The sequence below is a fragment of the Armatimonadota bacterium genome (assembly GCA_016789105.1).
Lineage (GTDB): Bacteria > Armatimonadota > Fimbriimonadia > Fimbriimonadales > Fimbriimonadaceae > UphvI-Ar2.
This window is the reverse complement of sequence record JAEURN010000006.1, coordinates 190,927-207,452: the sequence shown is the minus strand read 5'-3', so window position 1 is coordinate 207,452 and position 16,526 is coordinate 190,927. Positions and strand designations below refer to the sequence as shown.

Below are 16,526 nucleotides of genomic sequence, written 5' to 3'. Positions count from 1 at the left end.
ATGGTCAAGAGGCTGTGCCTTCTCGCAATCATTGGTGCCCTGTTCCTGCTGTTCGGTTGTGGCGGCGGCGGAGGCAGTTCGGACACACGCCCAACGGTGCTGTTCATCAATGCCTCGGCAGATGCCGGCGACCTTGATTTCCGGCTCGACGACTCGGCGTTTGCGACGGGCTTGGCCTACACGGTCACGAATGCCTCCCTTTCTGCGATCGATTTCAAAGGCCCGGATGTAGACGGTTGGGATGTTTCGCTCCACACGAACCCCGGCAACGCCGAGATCGACCGCCAAGCCATCGTCTTCAACCGCGACACCGACAACTTGGTAATTGCCCACGGAATCTTAAACTACCCGGCCGGCGAACCTCTCAAGCGATTGCGGTTCAACACGTTCACCTTTGACCGAAAGTCCCCGAACGGCAACAAGGCCAAGCTGATCGTCTACCACGGATTGGAACTCGGAGCCGGATTGACGACTCCCCAAATCGTGTTCAAATCGCCGGGGCAAAACTCCCTCTACACGACCCCGGCTATCGATCCGGGCGGCAATGCCGTGATCACCGTGGATTCAGGCAACCAAACCTTCGATGTCCAAAGGCAAGGAACCGACGGCGTGTTTGTGACCGTGACCCAAAACTTGAAGGCAGGCGCGGTTTATCTGGTGCTCGTCAGCGGGATCGACCAAGATCCGGTTCCGGCCCGTCAGGCGAAAGTCACGTTCATCGAACTTCCGGGCAAACTTTGAGCAGGATGTGCATAAGCCAGCCGGGTTCCAACCCGGCCTAGGCTATAATTTTTTGCGGCTTCTCCGGAGCTTCCCCCGTCCTTTATGTCGAGCAATCCTCGCGAAGATTCTCTAGCAGAGAAACGTTGGCTGAATGCCCTTGCAAAAGGGGATTCGTCGGCGATGAACGGGTTGTATCAGCTTTATGGCGAAAAGATCTTTCGCTATACCTACCGGATGCTAGGAAACCGGTCGGATGCTGAAGACGCGACGGCAGAAACATTTTTGCGGGTCCTGCGGAGGGCAAACGACCTCCGCGCCGACGGGGCCTTCAAAACGTGGCTGTTCCGGATCGCCCGCAACCTGTGCATCGACAAAATGCGCCAACCGAAACTGCTTGAGATTTCGGGGGAACGGTCGTACACTGGGACTGAGGAACGGGCAGCCCTGAGGGTGACGGTTCAGAACGCTCTGAACGAACTCCCGATGGATTACCGCGAACCTTTGATTCTTTGCGACCTCGAGGACATTTCGGCCAAGGAAGCGGCCGAGACCCTGGGCATCAGCGTGCCTGCGCTCAAGTCGCGGCTCTACCGCGGCCGGAAGGCACTGCGCGAGAAACTGGGTGGCTCGTTGGAGAAACTGAAATGAGTGACCTTTATCGAAAATTGGTGGATCTTTACGCGGGCGGTGAACTGCCCGAAGAAATGGTCGACGACCTGAACCAGGCCGCCGCCCACGACGAGTCCCTCGCCACGGACATGGCGACCCTCAAGCAAACCGTTGAACTTTTACGCAGCGAGCCTGCCCCGGAGTTCAACGAGCAAGACTATTTGCGGATCATCTTCCGGATGCAGACGGCGGGGGCAGAAATCGAATTCGCCGAAGCCGAACGCAACCCGGGACAGTACCAGTTGCCCATGTGACTGGCACCCGCCGAATCCAACCCTAAGTTCACACGAAGTGGCAGATGAAAGTAACGGTAAGTAAAAAGGAACTGAGCGATGCGCTCAACATCGCAGCGGGAGCGTCGTCCGTCCGGACGGCCCTCCCCGTTCTCGCATCGATTAAGATCGCGGCAGTAGGGAGCGGCGTCACGCTCACCGGGTGTGATGGAGAAATGTGGGCGCAGGCGACCTGCCCGGCCCAAGTGGAATCCGAAGGGTTTGTCTGCGTCCAGCAGAAGCTCCTTTCCGATATCGCCGCCCAACTCCCCGACGGCGAGGTCGAAATCAGTCTGGAAGGAACCCAAGTCTTCCTCCGGATCGGTGCCTCCGAATGGAAACTCATGGCCTATCCGGCCGACGAATTCCCCCCTGTTCCCGACGTTGAGGCAACCGGCACGCTCACCCTAAAGTTCGGCCAGCTCATCAAAGGTTTGTCCAGCGTCATGTTTGCCGTAAGCGACGACACCAGCCGGCCCGTGTTGACCGGGGTTTTGTTCACCTACGACGGCAGCAACCTGACCTTGGTCGCAACCGACACCCACCGGATGGCCGTGCACAAGGTCGCCCAAGAAGGCATCGGCAACCAAGTCACCGCTATCGTCCCAGAAAAAGCCCTGCGGGTTGTCCGCAGCTTGGGGCTTGGGATGGATGACGAGATCACATTGGGCATGAGCGAAAATCGCCTGGTTGTCGATATCGGTTCGGCAAAACTGGTTTCGCAGCTCCTTGTGGGGCAATATCCCAACTGGGAGCGCGTCGTGCCGGCCGAATACACCCGGGTGTGGACCATGGATCGCGACGAACTGAGCATCAATGTCAAGCGCGCAATGATCTTGGCCCGCGACAGCGCCAACCGCATCCGCTTCAGCGGACAAGGCGAGAAGATTGTGATCTCCGCCCGCAGCGAAGACAAAGGCGAAGCCAAAGAGGAAGTCGCGATGGTCGCCAAAAACGGCGATGTGGACATCGCCTTCAACGGCCGCTATGTCATCGAAGCCCTCGGTGCCCTGGAAGGCGAAGGTGTCCGTGCCGAAATGACCGAATCCAGCCGCCCTGCCATCCTCCGCCCCACGGACAGCGACGACACGTTCTGCGTTGTCATGCCGATGGCCATGGGTTAAGAGAACAAATTCCAAGTAGGATCACCCCGTCTCGGCGGGGTGGTTTCTTTTTTACACTACCGGTTGCATTCCCGCCAAGCCCGTAGAACTTCCCCAACGCTCCAGGCCTGCCAAGGGCAACCGCCCGGGAACTGCGGCGGGTCGCCGTCATAAACTTCCGCAATGCCGTCCAAACCGTAGCTATCCAGGCTACCCACAATGTGGGTCAGCGCCGCCTGGGCCCTCTTTTTGTCCCCGGTCACCCGCAGCACGGCACTCACATATGGCCCCAAAAGCCAGGGCCACACGGTGCCCTGGTGGTAGGCCGCGTCCCGCTTGTCGAGCGGCCCATCGAACCGGCCGACATAGGCCGCTTCTTTTGGGCCCAGGGTGCGCAAACCCATCGGCGTAAGGAGTTCCCGTTCGATCTTGCCGAGCGCAATGGCCGCCTCATCCCCGCCCAGCGGGGCAAACGGCAATGCCATGGCGATCAATTGGTTCGGCCGCAACGAGGCATCGTCTGGTTCGATGGTGTCCAAAAAGTGCCCGATCCGGGGATGCCAAAACTTCGCCCGCATCGAAATCTCTGCTTTGTCGGCAAGATTCTCATATGCGGTAGAAGGGCTGCCCAACTTTCTGGCCAAATGGGCGGCCACCCTCAAAAGGTTGACCCAAAGCCCGTTAACTTCAACCGGCTTGCCATGCCGCGGCGTCACAACCCATTCCCCGACCTTGGCATCCATCCAGGTCAGTTGCAGACCCGGCTCGCCTTGAGAAACCAATCCGTCATCCGGGTCGACATGGATCCCATAAAGGGTGCCCTTTAGGTGCCATTCCACCACCTCGGCAAGCCACCCCAACGCTTCCAGGGCAAAATCGCCGTCCCAATCGGCTTCCAAAGTGGCATAAACGGCATTGCCAAACCAGAGCGACGCATCGACTGTGTTGTAATCGGGAGAGTCGCCCTTGTCAACAAACCGGTTTGGGATCAGGCCCTGTTTCATTTGGCCGGCATAGCCGCGCAGGATCGACTTGGCATCTTCAATGTGACCGGTTTCCAAGCAGATTCCTGGTAGCGAGATCATGGTGTCGCGACCCCAATCGGTGAACCAGGGGTATCCCGCGATCACTCCTGTGCGCTGCGGAGATCGGACGATGAAGTGCCGGGCTCCTGCTTGGAGCGTATGATCGACCGGTTCGCCGTCCGACATGGCGGCCTCCCCAAATTCCAGGGCCGGCGGCGGCTCCCCTTCTGCCGCCACCAATGACACCGATTCGCCGGATCCCAGGAAGTAGCGGAGCTCACAGGGGCAAAACAGGTCGTCGATTGGATCCAAACCGCGCTCGGACTCGCGCTGGTGCTCGAACCGGTAATACCACCCGGTGGCAGGCGTCCGGCTGGCCCCAGGGTGATCCAAAGTCAGCGAAACCCCTTGGTGGGTGAGGGCGGTCCGGTCATCGGGGAACATCAACAACTCTGGATAAAAATCCGTGACTCGGAAGTTGTTGTGATAGAACTTGTGCGAGACAAGCGGGCGCAGGCTGAGCGTGGCCGGTTCTGCGCCAAGGTTGGAATACCGGACAGTGACCGCATTATGCCCCGTGTGGATCCCCAATTGCTTTCGGATGCGCTGACCGCCGAAATCCCAGATCCATTCGACGTGGTCGCCGTAACCGAACCCTTCCAAAAACTTGTACCCTTCTGGGTGCACCGTACCGACATATTGGTTGCTGCTCAGGCCGTGGGTTTCGCCCTGAATCGATATGTAGGCCTCTAATCCCGAAAGGAGCACCGTCCGGATTTCTGGTGGCTTGGTGGCGGCAACCAGGTGCCCGTGGTACCGGCGGGCATTGTTGCCGGCGACGGTTCCCATAGCGAACCCGCCAATCCCGTTTGTCAGGATCCATTCGAGCCGGGATGCCCGGGCATAGTTGCGGCAGATTTCACTCTTGATGCGTCTGATCCGGGCCGGCACGGTCATTGAGTCTACTCGGAGAACCGATTGGCCCATCGTGCAAATGCTGACCGCAACTGTGACAGCCGGTACCGCTACCGGTTCTGGCCGGGACGCGGAGAATTGCCAGGCTGAGGGCTGGAGCCATTGAGGAAGAAACAGGATGTTGAAGCCGGTTCCGATCGGCTGAATTCAATGACAAGGGCAAAAACCATGTTGATTTCCGAAGCTAAAACCCTCATCGGCCAAACCATCGCACTGACTTACACGGATCGCACCGGGCAGGAGTACACCGAAGTCACCGAGATCTACGATGTGGCATTCATCCCGCTTTATGGGCCGTGCATGATCACCGACTCGGGTGAAGTGCGGCTGGACCGCATCCTTGAATACAAGGCTGCCGAATATCAATACCGGACTGCTGCCTAAGCCTCCGGGTTTCCATTCACTCTCCGCCGCCTGGCGCTTGCCGCCAGGCGGTTTTTATTTGCGGTTCAGGTTTCGGTCTAGCAACCGATTGGTGAAGCCATCGATCCGGAATCGGACTCCGATGCGGTAGTCGCTGGGGAAACTCCGGCGGGTCATGAACGGCTCCAGCGAACCGGCGGCAATGGCGATCTCCCACTCTTGGTCGTACCAAGACTTGGTTCCGATGTCGTACTTGTTCAAAAACCGCAGGGTGTAGGGCCCGCGTTGGTAATCGGCGCGCACCACGTAGCCACTGCCAAACGCCAACTGGTCGAAAATGAAATCGGCATCCCCCGCCTGAACTGCATGAATGTAGGACGCCCCGACGGTCAGTCCGTCGGCCAGCCCGTAGAGCAGGCCGATTTCTGCCCTCCCAGCCCCAAACGTATTCTGTTTGCTGAACGATCCGACCAAATCGGCCCGGATATGGGATTGTAATTGCCCTCCCAACTCGACCGGCGGCATGAGGACGGCCATGTCGAGGTATGCCCGGTCAACCCAAGGCGAAGACCCGCTTGCCCGGATCCGCTCCACCCGGCCCGTAAAGACAAATCCCCCGCCGCCCAGCGGCCCGCCGAGTTCATAGGCCAGATCCCAGGCTTTGCTAACCTCGTTCCCGTTAGTGAACCGACCATTGGTCGACGTGTTCCAATGCGTCCCTAGGGTCAGGCTGGACTTCCGATCCCGGATCCGGCTGGATTCCAAGTCGGGGGTGGCAACGGAGATATTCCCGAACCAAGAATCGCTGGCCCGTTCCCCAAGGTCGGATCGGGGCGATATCCTTGTCGATTGCTTGCCCGCATCAATGAACGACCGGGTGAATTGAAGCTGATATTCCTGAGGCTGGCCCGCAAAAGCGTTCCAGAGCGCCGTTCCGGCCGTGTGGTCGTCGAGCAAAAAGCTCGAATCCCATGAGACTCCGAGCCCAACCCCGCGCTTGTTGGTGATCGAAGGGAATTTGAATCCGGTGACCCGGCGATCCAAGTTGAATGTTTGGCTGGGGAACGGCCCTAGCCTTTGCCCCAACACGACATAAAAGATGCGCCGTGCCACGGCGCGCTTGCCCGGTTGAATCTCCAATTCATCGGCCATGAACCGGGTTCCTCCTGCCGAAAGGTCGCTCAGGGTCACCGATGCGTCCCGGACGAGCCACTTAGGGTTATCCCCGGAGTAGGTTTCCAATTGCCTACCGGAGATCCTCACGTAGCCGACTTCCACCCGGACGTTGGAAGCCGTCCCAAAGCCATCGCGCCAGTGAATTTCCGCATCGTCGGCCAAAACCTTGCCCTCGGGGTCTTCGATCCGGGTTTCCCCTTCGGCGTGCAGAACGCCGGCGGCTTTATCTACCGTCACCTTTTGCGCGGTCAAAACCGTCGGCCCGTAAGTTGCCTTGACCCCACCTTCAAAGACCGTCATGCCGGTTTCCAGGTCTTCATACCAAGTAGCTGCCTCGATGCTCAGCGTGCCATCGACCTGTTGGGTGCGACGTGCCGGGCGCACAACGGCCGGCGGAGTTATCGGAGGGTCTTGGTACAGGGGCGTGATCGGGAGCATTTGATGCCGGAGGGCGAGTCTACCGTTCCCGGTAAATCCACGTAGATACTGAACGTTTCACCATGATCTGGGTGTCTAAGAAGTATCCTAACCGTCTAGGGGAAGTAGGCATGGCAGAAGAATGGACTTTGCAGCAAGCGGCTGACCTCAAGCTCGACGAGCTCACATGCATCGGTCGGCTGCGGACGGGCGACGATGCGGCGATGAACATGGTTGTTGCCCGCCACCGGGATCGTTTGATCCGGGTAGCCGCCAACCTGCTCCATGACCGACACGAAGCCGAGGACATCGCCCAAGAATCGTTCATCAAGGCCTTCCGCGAAATCGGCAAACTCCGGGACGACCGCGCGTTCAGTGGATACATCTACAAAATCTGCGTACGGCTCTGCATGGATCGGATCCGGAGCCGGAAGCCAACCTCTGAATCGCAGGAACTTGGAGAAGGCGGCACGGACAACCGGGTTGAAACCAAGATCCTCGTCCACGAACTCTTGGAATGCCTCCCCGAGGATCAACGGCAAACCTTGATCCTGAGGGAAATTGAGCAACTGAGCTACGACGAAGTCGCCGACGCTTTGGGCATACCCGTTGGAACCGTCCGATCTCGGCTCCATGCCGCCCGCGAAAAGTTCCGAGCGGTTTATTTGGATGCGGTCGGGGGGACGTTCAAGTGAACCAGTCCGAATTTTTTGCCTTGGCCGATCGCGTGTTCGACCTTGAAGCATCTGAAAACGAAGTCTCAAATTTTGAATCGGCCGTCGAATCCCATCCGGACTGGATGGAGGTGTACGTCGATCAAAAATCCGCGATGCACGGTGCCCTGGGACTGGCGCCGATTGAAGCCAGTCTGGGATTCGACTCTGGAGTTGTGGCCCTGTGGAGGGCGGATCGGATTCGGCGTTCGGCCGGTTATTGGGCCCCGACGGCCTTTGCCGCCGTGGCCGCAGCCGTCGGAATCTTGGCCCTGATCCAGGTTCTGACTGCCCCGGTTTCACCCGCGGCCTTTGGGAAACCCAGGGCTGAGGCCCGGCTGGAAAACCAAAGCCCAGTGGACTTCCCTTCCCTCCGCGAACCGCTCGCCAAATGACAAGGGCCCTCCGGGCATTCCTCGGTGCGTTGGGAGGCGCGGTCATCGCGCTCTACCTGCACCCCCTTTCCCGGCCCTGGTTGAACTACGGGTTCCGTGGCTTTGGGCCGAGCCCGAGCGTCTCCTCATCGCCCCATTTGGCAAGAACGCTACGCAAAGTGCCGCCTCCCGACACGGATGACCGGCTTTCTTTGTTTGTGCAAGCGGCGTTTGAACGCATGGCAAGCGGCCAAAAATTGGATGACAATAACGCCTTGCTACTTGCCGAACTTTGCCGTTCGGCCGCCGTGCAAGATCCCCAAAACGCCTTTTGGCGCCAGAGTGAGGCTGTCTTCCAGGATGCTTTGGGGAACACCGAAGCGGCAGACACCGCTTGGCAACGGGCGGCAAACCGAGATCAGTGGAACGACTTCCAGTCCACGCAGATCGAACGGTTTCTTCTGGATTTGCAATCCGAATCCGGGGCATCCATGAGCTGGCATTCGGCCGTCGCTTCTGACCTCCGGTGTGTCGCGGCAGACCGGGCGATCACCTCATTTGGGCTTGCCAAGCTCAGCAATGACCCGAGTCTCAAGTGCCGGTACCAAACCCTGTCCAATGCGGCGCTCCTGCGTGACAACGCCCGCAGCCGAATCGGCTCGTGGTTCGGCTACCGGCTTGGCGAAACGGCGGCAACCGGACCCTTCACCTCTGCCGGGTCGCAAAAAGCCAAAACTTTCCGCCGGGAGGAGTTCCCCACCGAACTTATCCGCGCGGGCATGGAGCAAGAGGGCGACTCGGCCTCGAAGATCCTCAAGGAGAATGAAGCGTATCGGGCCTTGGTCTTTACCTCGCAAGCCGAAAAGGATTCCAGCCGCCGGCGCGGACAATCGGTGCTCCTTTCAACCGCCCCCGGATCGCTCCTCTTGGCCTCAGCCACGTGCGCCGTATTGTTGTTGGCTGTATTCGCCGCCCCGGTGCACCGGCTTGGCGAACCCCTCCACCCGATGATCCCGGCGGGCTCCGCACTGGCGATTGCGATCGGCACGTACCTGGCCACGCAAAATGTGTTGGTGAGCCTGTGGATCCTGGTCACGGTGGCTTTGTTCGCAATTCACCCGCCGGTTAGCCTCACTTCACCGACGCTCAAAATCCCAAGAGCCGCGCTGGCAGCGGGCACAACCTGTGCCATTTTGTTCGCCGGTTTGGTCGCTTGTTTCGGGATCGTGCACTCGACTCCGTTTGTTTCGTTGGCCCAGTATCTGCCGGCCGGTTGGTGGTCCGAAGGCGATTGGCCCATCATCGGTTCCGGCTTGTTGGTTGTGGGGATGTTCCTGATCCTGTGCCAGGTGACTTCCTACCGGCTCAAGCGGCCGGCTGGACGCTTTTGCCTGCTGGTTGCCCGGCATGGATTGGCCCAGGCGGCCCTGGCAAGTCTGTTCGGGGCGGTGCTCTTGACCCCGCTCTGTATCTATCTGGATGACCGCCTGAACCAGGATTTGAAGAAAGTGGCCCTCAACGAAACGGCATACTATATCAACCGATGAGCGACCGCATCGCCACCGCCGTCTCCGAGGCGCAACGGGAGAGGGCCCTCCTGATGGAGTCACTGGCATCAGATCCCCGAGGGGATGAGTGGTGCCGGCGGTTGTCTTCCGTGTACGACAACCTGTGGAGGGAGATATGGCTTGAGGCTCGCAACCGGTATGTCGGCATTCCCGATTGTTCGATTGTTGCCACCGGGAGTTATGGCCGCCAAGAATCAGCCCCCCATTCCGATGTGGACATCGCCTTTGTCCCGGTAGAAGCCGGTTCTGAACTCGAATCAGCGATCCGGTGGATGTTCTTGACCGCCCACGAGGTCTTTGGCAAGTCGCTGAACGTGCGGCTGAGCTATGTCTACCGGCTGGCTTCCGACCTTCCTGGCTTAGATAGCGTCAGCCTCAGCAACCTCCTTGATGGCCGCCATGTCGCCGGCCCGAGCGGTCCGTTCCAATCCCTTGCCGGGGCCATGTGGGCGGCCTTCCCGACAAGCGACTTTTTGAATGCAAAACTGGAAGAGAGGCGGCAGGAGTACCACAAAACCCACGGTACGCCATTGGTGACCCAACCCCACCTCAAACTCGGTGCAGGCGGATTGAGGGATTTTCATTCATCAAATTGGATCGGACTCGCGATTGGGGAACGTCCGGCATCTGCCCCGCCAGAGTTCGATTTCATCCTCAAGATCCGCAACCTTCTGCATTTGGCGGCAGGCAAGCAACTGGACGAGCTGAACTATGCCCGGAGGGAGGAAGTCGCCCGTATTTTGGGTCTGGATAGTTTTGAGTTGGGATCGCAAATTGCCAGCGCCATGGCGAGGATTTACCACCAGAACCGGCTGAGCCAGAAGCGCTTGACCGAAAACCGGTACCGGCTCGGACCGTTTGCCCATGCCGTGCGGGGCGAAGCCCGGCTAGAGCCAGGTTCACCGGCGGGCATGGCTGCCGTAGTTCTGGCCGATGCAACCAGGATCGGGCTGGAACTTCCCACATCGCTCCCGCCGCTGAAGCCAGATGCCGGGCCTGAGTTCGTGACAGCCTTGACATCGGGGGCCAAAACAATCCGCGCGCTTGGGGCAACCGGGATATTCCGGGTCGCTTTCCCAGAGTTGTCGGCATGTGAATTTTTAATGCCGCGGGACGCTTCGCACCAGTATTCTGTTTATGAACACACGCTCAAAGCTCTGGAGCAATTCGAATCAATTGCCCCCGGTTCGGCGATGTGGGAAGTCAAACAACAATTGACCGACCCGGCCGCTTTGATCCTGGCGTTGCTGTTCCACGACCTGGGCAAAGCCGTCCTTGAGACAAGCCATTCGGAATCTGGGGCCCGAATCGCGCTCGAAACCATGCAGCGTTGGGAATTGGATGAAGCCCTCATCCAAACCGTCGTCTGGCTGGTTCGGGAGCATCTCACGATGAGTCAAACCATCCGTACCCGGGACATCGACCTCCCCGAGACGGTGATGGAGTTCATTGACGGCATTCCGGACCAAGAGGCCCTTTGCGCATTGACCCTGCTCACCTATTGCGACGTGCAAAGCGTTGGGCCAGACATCTGGACACCCGTCCAAGAAACTTACCTATTGACATTGTTTGAACGCGCCCAGCACCTGATGCAGAACCAAGACTTCCCCGACGTTTTGGAATCGGACGCGGCGAGGCGGGTTTTGAGGAACGCGCCAAACAGTGAGATGGGGGATTTGGCCGCGTTTTTGGATGCCATGCCGGCCCATTACCTTCTGAGCACGCCTGGCGAATCGATCGTACAACATAGCCGACTGTTTTCCGAGATTGCCGAGGGCGAAGTGCTTTTGGATTTCCAAGACCACCGCGACTTGGGCCTGACAGAGGTCACGGTTGCCATGCGGGATCGCCCTGGGATCCTTCCGGAGATCTTGGGTGTGTTCTACTCCCACAACTTGTCCATCCAAAACCTCCGCTGTTCGACCTCTACCGGCGAGCCGGCGGGCATCATCGACACGTTCCTGCTTTCCAAGGCTGGGCGGCCGGTCGACCAGCGGCAGAGGCGGTCCATCAGTCAGGATCTCCGATCAGTCTTGCTGGGGGAATTCGCCGTGGATGACTTGCTGCGGCAACGAAGCAAGGACCCATCCCGCCAGCAACAGTTCTTCACATTGGAGATTTTGGAGCGGGATCCCGTCATTCTAGAAATTCGCGCCCCCAAAGGCCGAGGCCTCGCGTTCCGGTTGTCGCGCGTCATCAGCCAGCAGGGCCTGAGCATCCTTTCCGCGCGGCTCGGTCAATGGGCCGGCTCGGCCAGCGCCGGCTTTTACGTTTATGACCCGAGCGGGCGCCCGGTGGACACCCGAGCATTGAGGTCAGCATTTTCTGGTGGCGAACCTTAACGATCAAGCCTTGGGACAGAGCCGGGGCACTGGTATAGTTCGGCCTGGACATGAAAGTCGTCATCCTGGGATGCGGCCGCTCCGGTGCCTCTCTCGCCCTCCAACTTTCGGCTGCCGGACACGAGGTGACGGTCGTTGAAAAGAACCCAGAATCCTTGCGCCGCCTTGGCAAAACTTACCCTTGCCGCATTGTGCTGGGGAGCGGCCTTGATTTGGACACGTTGGAAAGAGCGGATGTGCGCACCTGCGAGGTCTTTTTCGCCATGACCCGCGGCGACAACACCAACCTGATGGCGGCCCAAATCGTCAAGCGGAACTTTAAAGTGGAACGAGTGGCGGTAAAAGTCGCCGACCCCTTGCGGGCCGAAGCGTATCGCAAACTCGGGCTGTTCACCATCAACGCGGCGGCCCTCCTGGCCGGCATGTGCCGCGATTGGATGGTCGGTGCCGAATTCCAACCCATCGACCAATACAACGCTGGCACGGTTGCCGAGGGGTTTGAACTGTGAGCATGTACGTTGTCATTGTGGGCGGCGGGAACGTGGGCCAGCAACTCTCGAAAAAGTTGCTCGCCCGCGGCCATGAAGTCCTCTTGCTTGAAAAGGATGGGGGGCAAGCCCAAAAGCTGGGCAACCTCCTGGGCGACGAACACATCATGCACGGCGACGGATGCGACATCCTGGTGCAAAAAGCCGCTGGTTTCAAACGGGCCGACATCGTTGTGAGCGTGACCGGCGAAGACGAAGACAACTTGATCTGCTGCCAACTCGCCAAAGAAGTCTGGGATGTCAAACGGGTTGTGGCGCGTGTGAACGACCCCACCCACGAATCGGTTTTCCGGGAGATCGGGATCGACGACACGGTATCTGCGACGGGGATCATTTTCAGCCTGATCGACCAGCAAATCGCCTCCGACGAATTGATCCCGGTGGGCCACCTCCACAAAGGGGCCGTGGAAATCGTCGAGAGCATCCTCAGCGAAAAAAGCAAATTGCTCGGGGTCGCCGTCCGGGAAATAGCCTTGCCGCAAGGTTCGTTCATCGTTTACCTTTTCCGCGACGGAGTCGGGATGCCGGTCAACGGCGACACGCGGTTCCTCGCCGGCGACATGATTGTTGCAATGGTCCCCACCGCCCGGGCTGAAGAACTTCGGGCCGTCTTCAGCGATATCAGTTGACTTGGCATGGGGAAGACCTGGGGATCGACCGGATTGGTTAGGCCTGCGGTTCAGCCATAGTGAATGCTATGGTGCCCGATGGACCCTCTTCGATTTGGGAACTCTTGCCGCGCAACCCGGAAGCGTCTGCCCGGCTCGAGCAGGAATTGGGTGTCCATCCCCTCGTGGCTTCTCTGCTTGCACAGAGGGGCTTTTGCGATCCTGGCCAAGCCGACCGCTTTTTGAACCCGTCTTTGGATCACCTCTCTCGGCCAGAGGACTTGCCAGATTTCCGTCAAGCCGTCGGCACGTTGCTCGCTGCAAGGGAATCAGGCGACCTCATTTACATCCATGGCGACTACGACGTCGACGGGGTCACCAGTGCCGCGATCTTGTTCCGGTTCCTTTCCAAGGCCGGGTTCCAGGTTATCGGCCATGTGCCGCACCGGGAAACCGAAGGGTATGGCATCCACATCGACACAGTGCGCAGGGCCCATTCCGCCGGGGCCAAACTTTTGCTCACCTGCGACTGTGGGTCATCCGCCCACACCCAGTTAGCGGCGGCCTATGAACTTGGCATGAAGGTCGTGGTCACCGACCACCACGAATGCCCGGAAGAACTGCCGCCGGCCGAAGCCGTGGTCAACCCCCACCGACGCGGATTCGATGGGCCTGGAAAGGAGCTTTCGGGAGCCGGAATCGCCTTCCTCGTCTGCCTCGGCCTGTGCCGTGAGTTGGGCCTTGAGGAAAAGTACTTCTACCAAAACTTTTTGGACTTGGCGGTGATGGGCACCGTGGCGGACGTAATGCCCCTCCGCGACAACAACCGGGTCATCGCCCGGTTTGGCCTGCCGGCCATCCAAGCAACCCAAAAGAGGGGTCTGCGCTCGCTTCTCGGCGTGAGCAAATTGGATGACCCTGGCATGAAGCTCACAACCCGCCACATCGGCTATCAGCTCGGCCCGAGGATCAATGCGGTCGGCCGGATCGACGATGCCGATGTGGCCTTCCGGCTGCTAACGACCGCTGACCAAGCCGAAGCGAACCAGTTGGCTCAATTCTTGGATACCAAGAACCAAGAACGCCGGTCGATGCAAGACAGAATCGTCACCGAAGCATGCGACCGGATTGCCGCCGAGGGCCTCGACACGAGGTCGGCCATCGTCATCGCAGCCGAAGGGTGGCCCAAAGGGATTGTGGGGATCGTAGCCGGCAAGGTTGTGGAGCGGTTCCGTCGCCCAGCCTTTGTTTTAGGGATCCACGGCGACACGGCCAGCGGCTCGGCCCGATCGATCCCTGCGTTCAACCTGTTTGAGGCGATTGAAGCAAACCGGGCCTTGCTGATCAAAGGGGGCGGTCACGCCGCCGCCGCCGGAGTGACCATGGAAACGGTCAAAATCCCTTCGTTTTCGGACGCTTTGGAGTCATATGCCTCGGCCCGCTTGTCTCCAGAAGACTTTTTGCCGCGGGTCGTCGCAGACCTAGAAGCATCGGTCACCGATGCCACCCTTCAATCCGCCCAGGCGATTGCCGCCTTGGAGCCGTTCGGCGAGGCAAATCCGCAGCCCGCATTTTTGATGCGCGGGCTCAAACTCGCGGCCAACAACCCGACCCGGAATCCCGCCCACTCGCGGGTGATGTTGGAATCGGGGGGCCGGCATATCACGGCGATGGCCTTTGGGCTAGGTGAAGCGCTTGCCGCAACTCGGATCGGCACGGTCTTGGATCTCATCTGCGAACTTGAAGAAGACGTTTTCAACGGCAACGTCAGGCTGAAATCGGTGGTGCGCGACTTCCGGTTGGCCGAAGGTTAGTCTTTGTTGACGCCAACCGTCATGGAAACCGTGATCCGGCGACCGGCCCGGAAAATCAAGAGTTCCAGTTGGCTTCCCGGTTCCAAGCCAAAGAGCAGTGCGGCCAAGTCGATAGAGTTCCCGACCGGGACGTCGTTAGCCGCCATGATCAAATCGTCTGCCTTGACCCCGGCCAACGCACAAGGACTACCTGGGGTGACTTCGTCGACAACGACTTGCCCCGGTCCGGGCCCATCTTTGAAAAAGAGTCCGACACTTGGGTGTTCCACCTGGTGGTCGTCCCTCTTAAATCCTTCTACGACCCGGTTCAAAATCTTTGGCCCGAGAGCATAGGCAACGGTCAGGCCCTGAGGTCCAAATGCGTTTTTGGCTGGCTGGGCGTTGCCGCCCGTGCCCCCCATCGGGTTGCCGAAATCGTCGCCCTGGTTGGGGTGGTCGGGTTTGAGGATCGCACCCAGAATTCCGACGAGACCGCCCGAATTATCGAAAACGATGGCGCCACCGACGGGGACATCTTTTGTCTCAAATTGGATTTCGGCAAGGGGGACGAACCTTTGGCTCGGCAAGAACAATCCGGGGCGGTTGTCGCTTGTGAGCATCCCTCTGACCGGGCCCTTGACCGTGGCGACCATGAGTTCGCCCGGTTTGACCTGTGGCGCAACTCGAACCGGCTGCCGCTTGCCCGGCTCCCAGTTGTGGGCGCCGAAGAGAACGAGTTGGGTTTCTTTGTCGTATCCGATTCGCCCGAGCTTGACTTCGGCGCCGCCGCTCATTTTTGCAACGAGGGGTTCGTAAACCAGACTAGACGAATGCGCGACAAAGTAGCCCCTGTCGTCGATGAGGACGGCGACGCCGAACGGCTTGCCATTGATATCCGGCAGCACCGCCAGAGCATCCACGACAGAGGCCCAAGCGGCGTTCTGGTAGGGCGAATTTGGCTGCAGTGTGTTGCCACCCAAACCTCTTTCTTGAACCAGCAACTGCTGGGCAACCAGGAGGCTAGCCGCCAAAAACGACATTCTTTTTGTCGACCTCGGTGGCGCTGCTGGCACGGGTTTGCGGGTCGGTACCGGCGGTGACGATCACGACCTTGGGTTCGGATTGGCTCGGCATGGCATCGGGGGACATGGTCGGGCTTTCATTGCCACGGTCGGCAAATCCTTTCAACGCCCCAGTTGCCGAATCAGAAACCGAACCGCTTGTCCGAGCGTTCCCTACCGAATTCGCGATTTGTTCCGCACCGGCCCCCGTCAGTGTTGGGGCTTGTGCCATTGGCTTGGCATAGGCCAACACAGAGCTGTTCCCGACAGACTTCTTGGCGACGAACCGGGCTTTGATACCCTTGGGGATAGAAACCTTGACGGCAGCATCGGCAGACCCCGTTGTGTTCGGTTCGGCCGATGGTTCCCGTGTTGCAGATGGCGCGGATTGCCCTGGCGCGTCAGGCTCGACGACATTTGGACTCTGGGCCACGCTGGTGGCTGGTTCCCCACCCATTTCCGCCCCCGAGAAGGAAGCGGGCTTGTTGAGGAGGAAAAAAGCACCGATGACGGCACAGGCCGCAACCGGCAAAGCCGCCCGGAACCAATTCGGGAACAGCGGGCCCTTAGCCGGGAGCGCGCCCCGGTTCAAAATCGCCTCCCGCAAGCGGTCTGCGCCCAGCTGACATTCCGGGATGTCGGCAAGGTCTTGCAAGCCGGACCGGATGGAGGTCAAAACAGCTTCTTCACGATCGAGTTCTGCCTGTGCCGCCACCGAGAGATGGGTGGCATCGCCAGGTTCTGCCTCGTCGAAAACCTTGCGGAACAAGGCATCCAATTGTTCGTTGTTCATTTT

16 protein-coding genes are annotated in these 16,526 nt (G+C 59.4%); 12 read left to right on the top strand and 4 right to left on the bottom strand.

Annotation, left to right across the window (positions count from 1 at the left end):
• From JNM28_06655 to dnaN, 4 genes are all read left to right on the top strand, one after another.
• The gene (locus JNM28_06655; GenBank protein MBL8068111.1) at window positions 1–741 is read left to right on the top strand and encodes a DUF4397 domain-containing protein; all 741 of its coding nucleotides are present in this window, start codon (window positions 1–3) and stop codon (window positions 739–741) included.
• 162 nt (window positions 742–903) lie between these two features.
• A complete protein-coding gene (locus tag JNM28_06650; GenBank protein MBL8068110.1) occupies window positions 904–1,371 on the top strand; it encodes a sigma-70 family RNA polymerase sigma factor in 468 nt (155 codons plus the stop codon).
• Complete coding sequence (locus tag JNM28_06645; protein ID MBL8068109.1) at window positions 1,368–1,646, top strand: hypothetical protein; 279 nt, start codon at window positions 1,368–1,370, stop codon at window positions 1,644–1,646. Before JNM28_06650 ends, JNM28_06645 begins: the two co-directional genes overlap by 4 nt.
• A gap of 44 nt (window positions 1,647–1,690) precedes the next feature.
• Window positions 1,691–2,788 (top strand): DNA polymerase III subunit beta, encoded by a 1,098-nt coding sequence (dnaN, locus tag JNM28_06640; GenBank protein MBL8068108.1) that lies wholly within the window; start codon window positions 1,691–1,693, stop codon window positions 2,786–2,788.
• A 56-nt stretch (window positions 2,789–2,844) separates the two neighbouring features.
• Here the strand turns inward: dnaN and JNM28_06635 are convergent, their stop codons facing one another.
• Window positions 2,845–4,743, bottom strand: a complete 1,899-nt coding sequence (locus JNM28_06635) for a glycogen debranching enzyme family protein (protein MBL8068107.1) — start codon at window positions 4,741–4,743, stop codon at window positions 2,845–2,847.
• 192 nt (window positions 4,744–4,935) lie between these two features.
• Here JNM28_06635 and JNM28_06630 point away from each other — a divergent pair, with 192 nt between their 5' ends.
• Window positions 4,936–5,151: a hypothetical protein gene (locus tag JNM28_06630; protein MBL8068106.1), complete on the top strand. Its 216-nt coding sequence runs from the start codon at window positions 4,936–4,938 to the stop codon at window positions 5,149–5,151.
• A 54-nt stretch (window positions 5,152–5,205) separates the two neighbouring features.
• On the opposite strand, the gene JNM28_06625 is transcribed toward JNM28_06630, so the two are convergent.
• Window positions 5,206–6,744, bottom strand: a complete 1,539-nt coding sequence (locus tag JNM28_06625; protein ID MBL8068105.1) for a hypothetical protein — start codon at window positions 6,742–6,744, stop codon at window positions 5,206–5,208.
• A gap of 110 nt (window positions 6,745–6,854) precedes the next feature.
• Here JNM28_06625 and JNM28_06620 point away from each other — a divergent pair, with 110 nt between their 5' ends.
• The 7 genes from JNM28_06620 (at window position 6,855) to recJ (ending at window position 14,690) form a co-directional block, all read left to right on the top strand.
• On the top strand, window positions 6,855–7,418 hold the full coding sequence (locus JNM28_06620) for a sigma-70 family RNA polymerase sigma factor (protein ID MBL8068104.1): 564 nt from the start codon (window positions 6,855–6,857) through the stop codon (window positions 7,416–7,418).
• A complete protein-coding gene (locus JNM28_06615) occupies window positions 7,415–7,831 on the top strand; it encodes a hypothetical protein (protein MBL8068103.1) in 417 nt (138 codons plus the stop codon). The genes JNM28_06620 and JNM28_06615 overlap by 4 nt, the downstream gene beginning before the upstream one ends.
• A complete protein-coding gene (locus JNM28_06610; GenBank protein ID MBL8068102.1) occupies window positions 7,828–9,357 on the top strand; it encodes a hypothetical protein in 1,530 nt (509 codons plus the stop codon). The genes JNM28_06615 and JNM28_06610 overlap by 4 nt, the downstream gene beginning before the upstream one ends.
• Window positions 9,354–11,720 carry an ACT domain-containing protein gene (locus JNM28_06605; protein ID MBL8068101.1) on the top strand — a complete coding sequence of 789 codons (2,367 nt, stop codon included), beginning with the start codon at window positions 9,354–9,356 and terminating at the stop codon, window positions 11,718–11,720. Before JNM28_06610 ends, JNM28_06605 begins: the two co-directional genes overlap by 4 nt.
• Before the next feature lie 50 nt (window positions 11,721–11,770).
• Window positions 11,771–12,229 carry a TrkA family potassium uptake protein gene (locus JNM28_06600; GenBank protein MBL8068100.1) on the top strand — a complete coding sequence of 153 codons (459 nt, stop codon included), beginning with the start codon at window positions 11,771–11,773 and terminating at the stop codon, window positions 12,227–12,229.
• A 2-nt stretch (window positions 12,230–12,231) separates the two neighbouring features.
• Window positions 12,232–12,897 (top strand): TrkA family potassium uptake protein, encoded by a 666-nt coding sequence (locus JNM28_06595; protein MBL8068099.1) that lies wholly within the window; start codon window positions 12,232–12,234, stop codon window positions 12,895–12,897.
• 68 nt (window positions 12,898–12,965) lie between these two features.
• A complete protein-coding gene (gene recJ / locus JNM28_06590; protein MBL8068098.1) occupies window positions 12,966–14,690 on the top strand; it encodes a single-stranded-DNA-specific exonuclease RecJ in 1,725 nt (574 codons plus the stop codon).
• Here recJ and JNM28_06585 read toward each other — a convergent pair.
• Window positions 14,687–15,709 (bottom strand): PDZ domain-containing protein, encoded by a 1,023-nt coding sequence (locus JNM28_06585; protein MBL8068097.1) that lies wholly within the window; start codon window positions 15,707–15,709, stop codon window positions 14,687–14,689. The genes recJ and JNM28_06585 overlap by 4 nt on opposite strands.
• Window positions 15,690–16,523 (bottom strand): hypothetical protein, encoded by an 834-nt coding sequence (locus JNM28_06580; GenBank protein MBL8068096.1) that lies wholly within the window; start codon window positions 16,521–16,523, stop codon window positions 15,690–15,692. The genes JNM28_06585 and JNM28_06580 overlap by 20 nt, the downstream gene beginning before the upstream one ends.
• Between the last annotated feature and the right edge of the window lie 3 nt (window positions 16,524–16,526).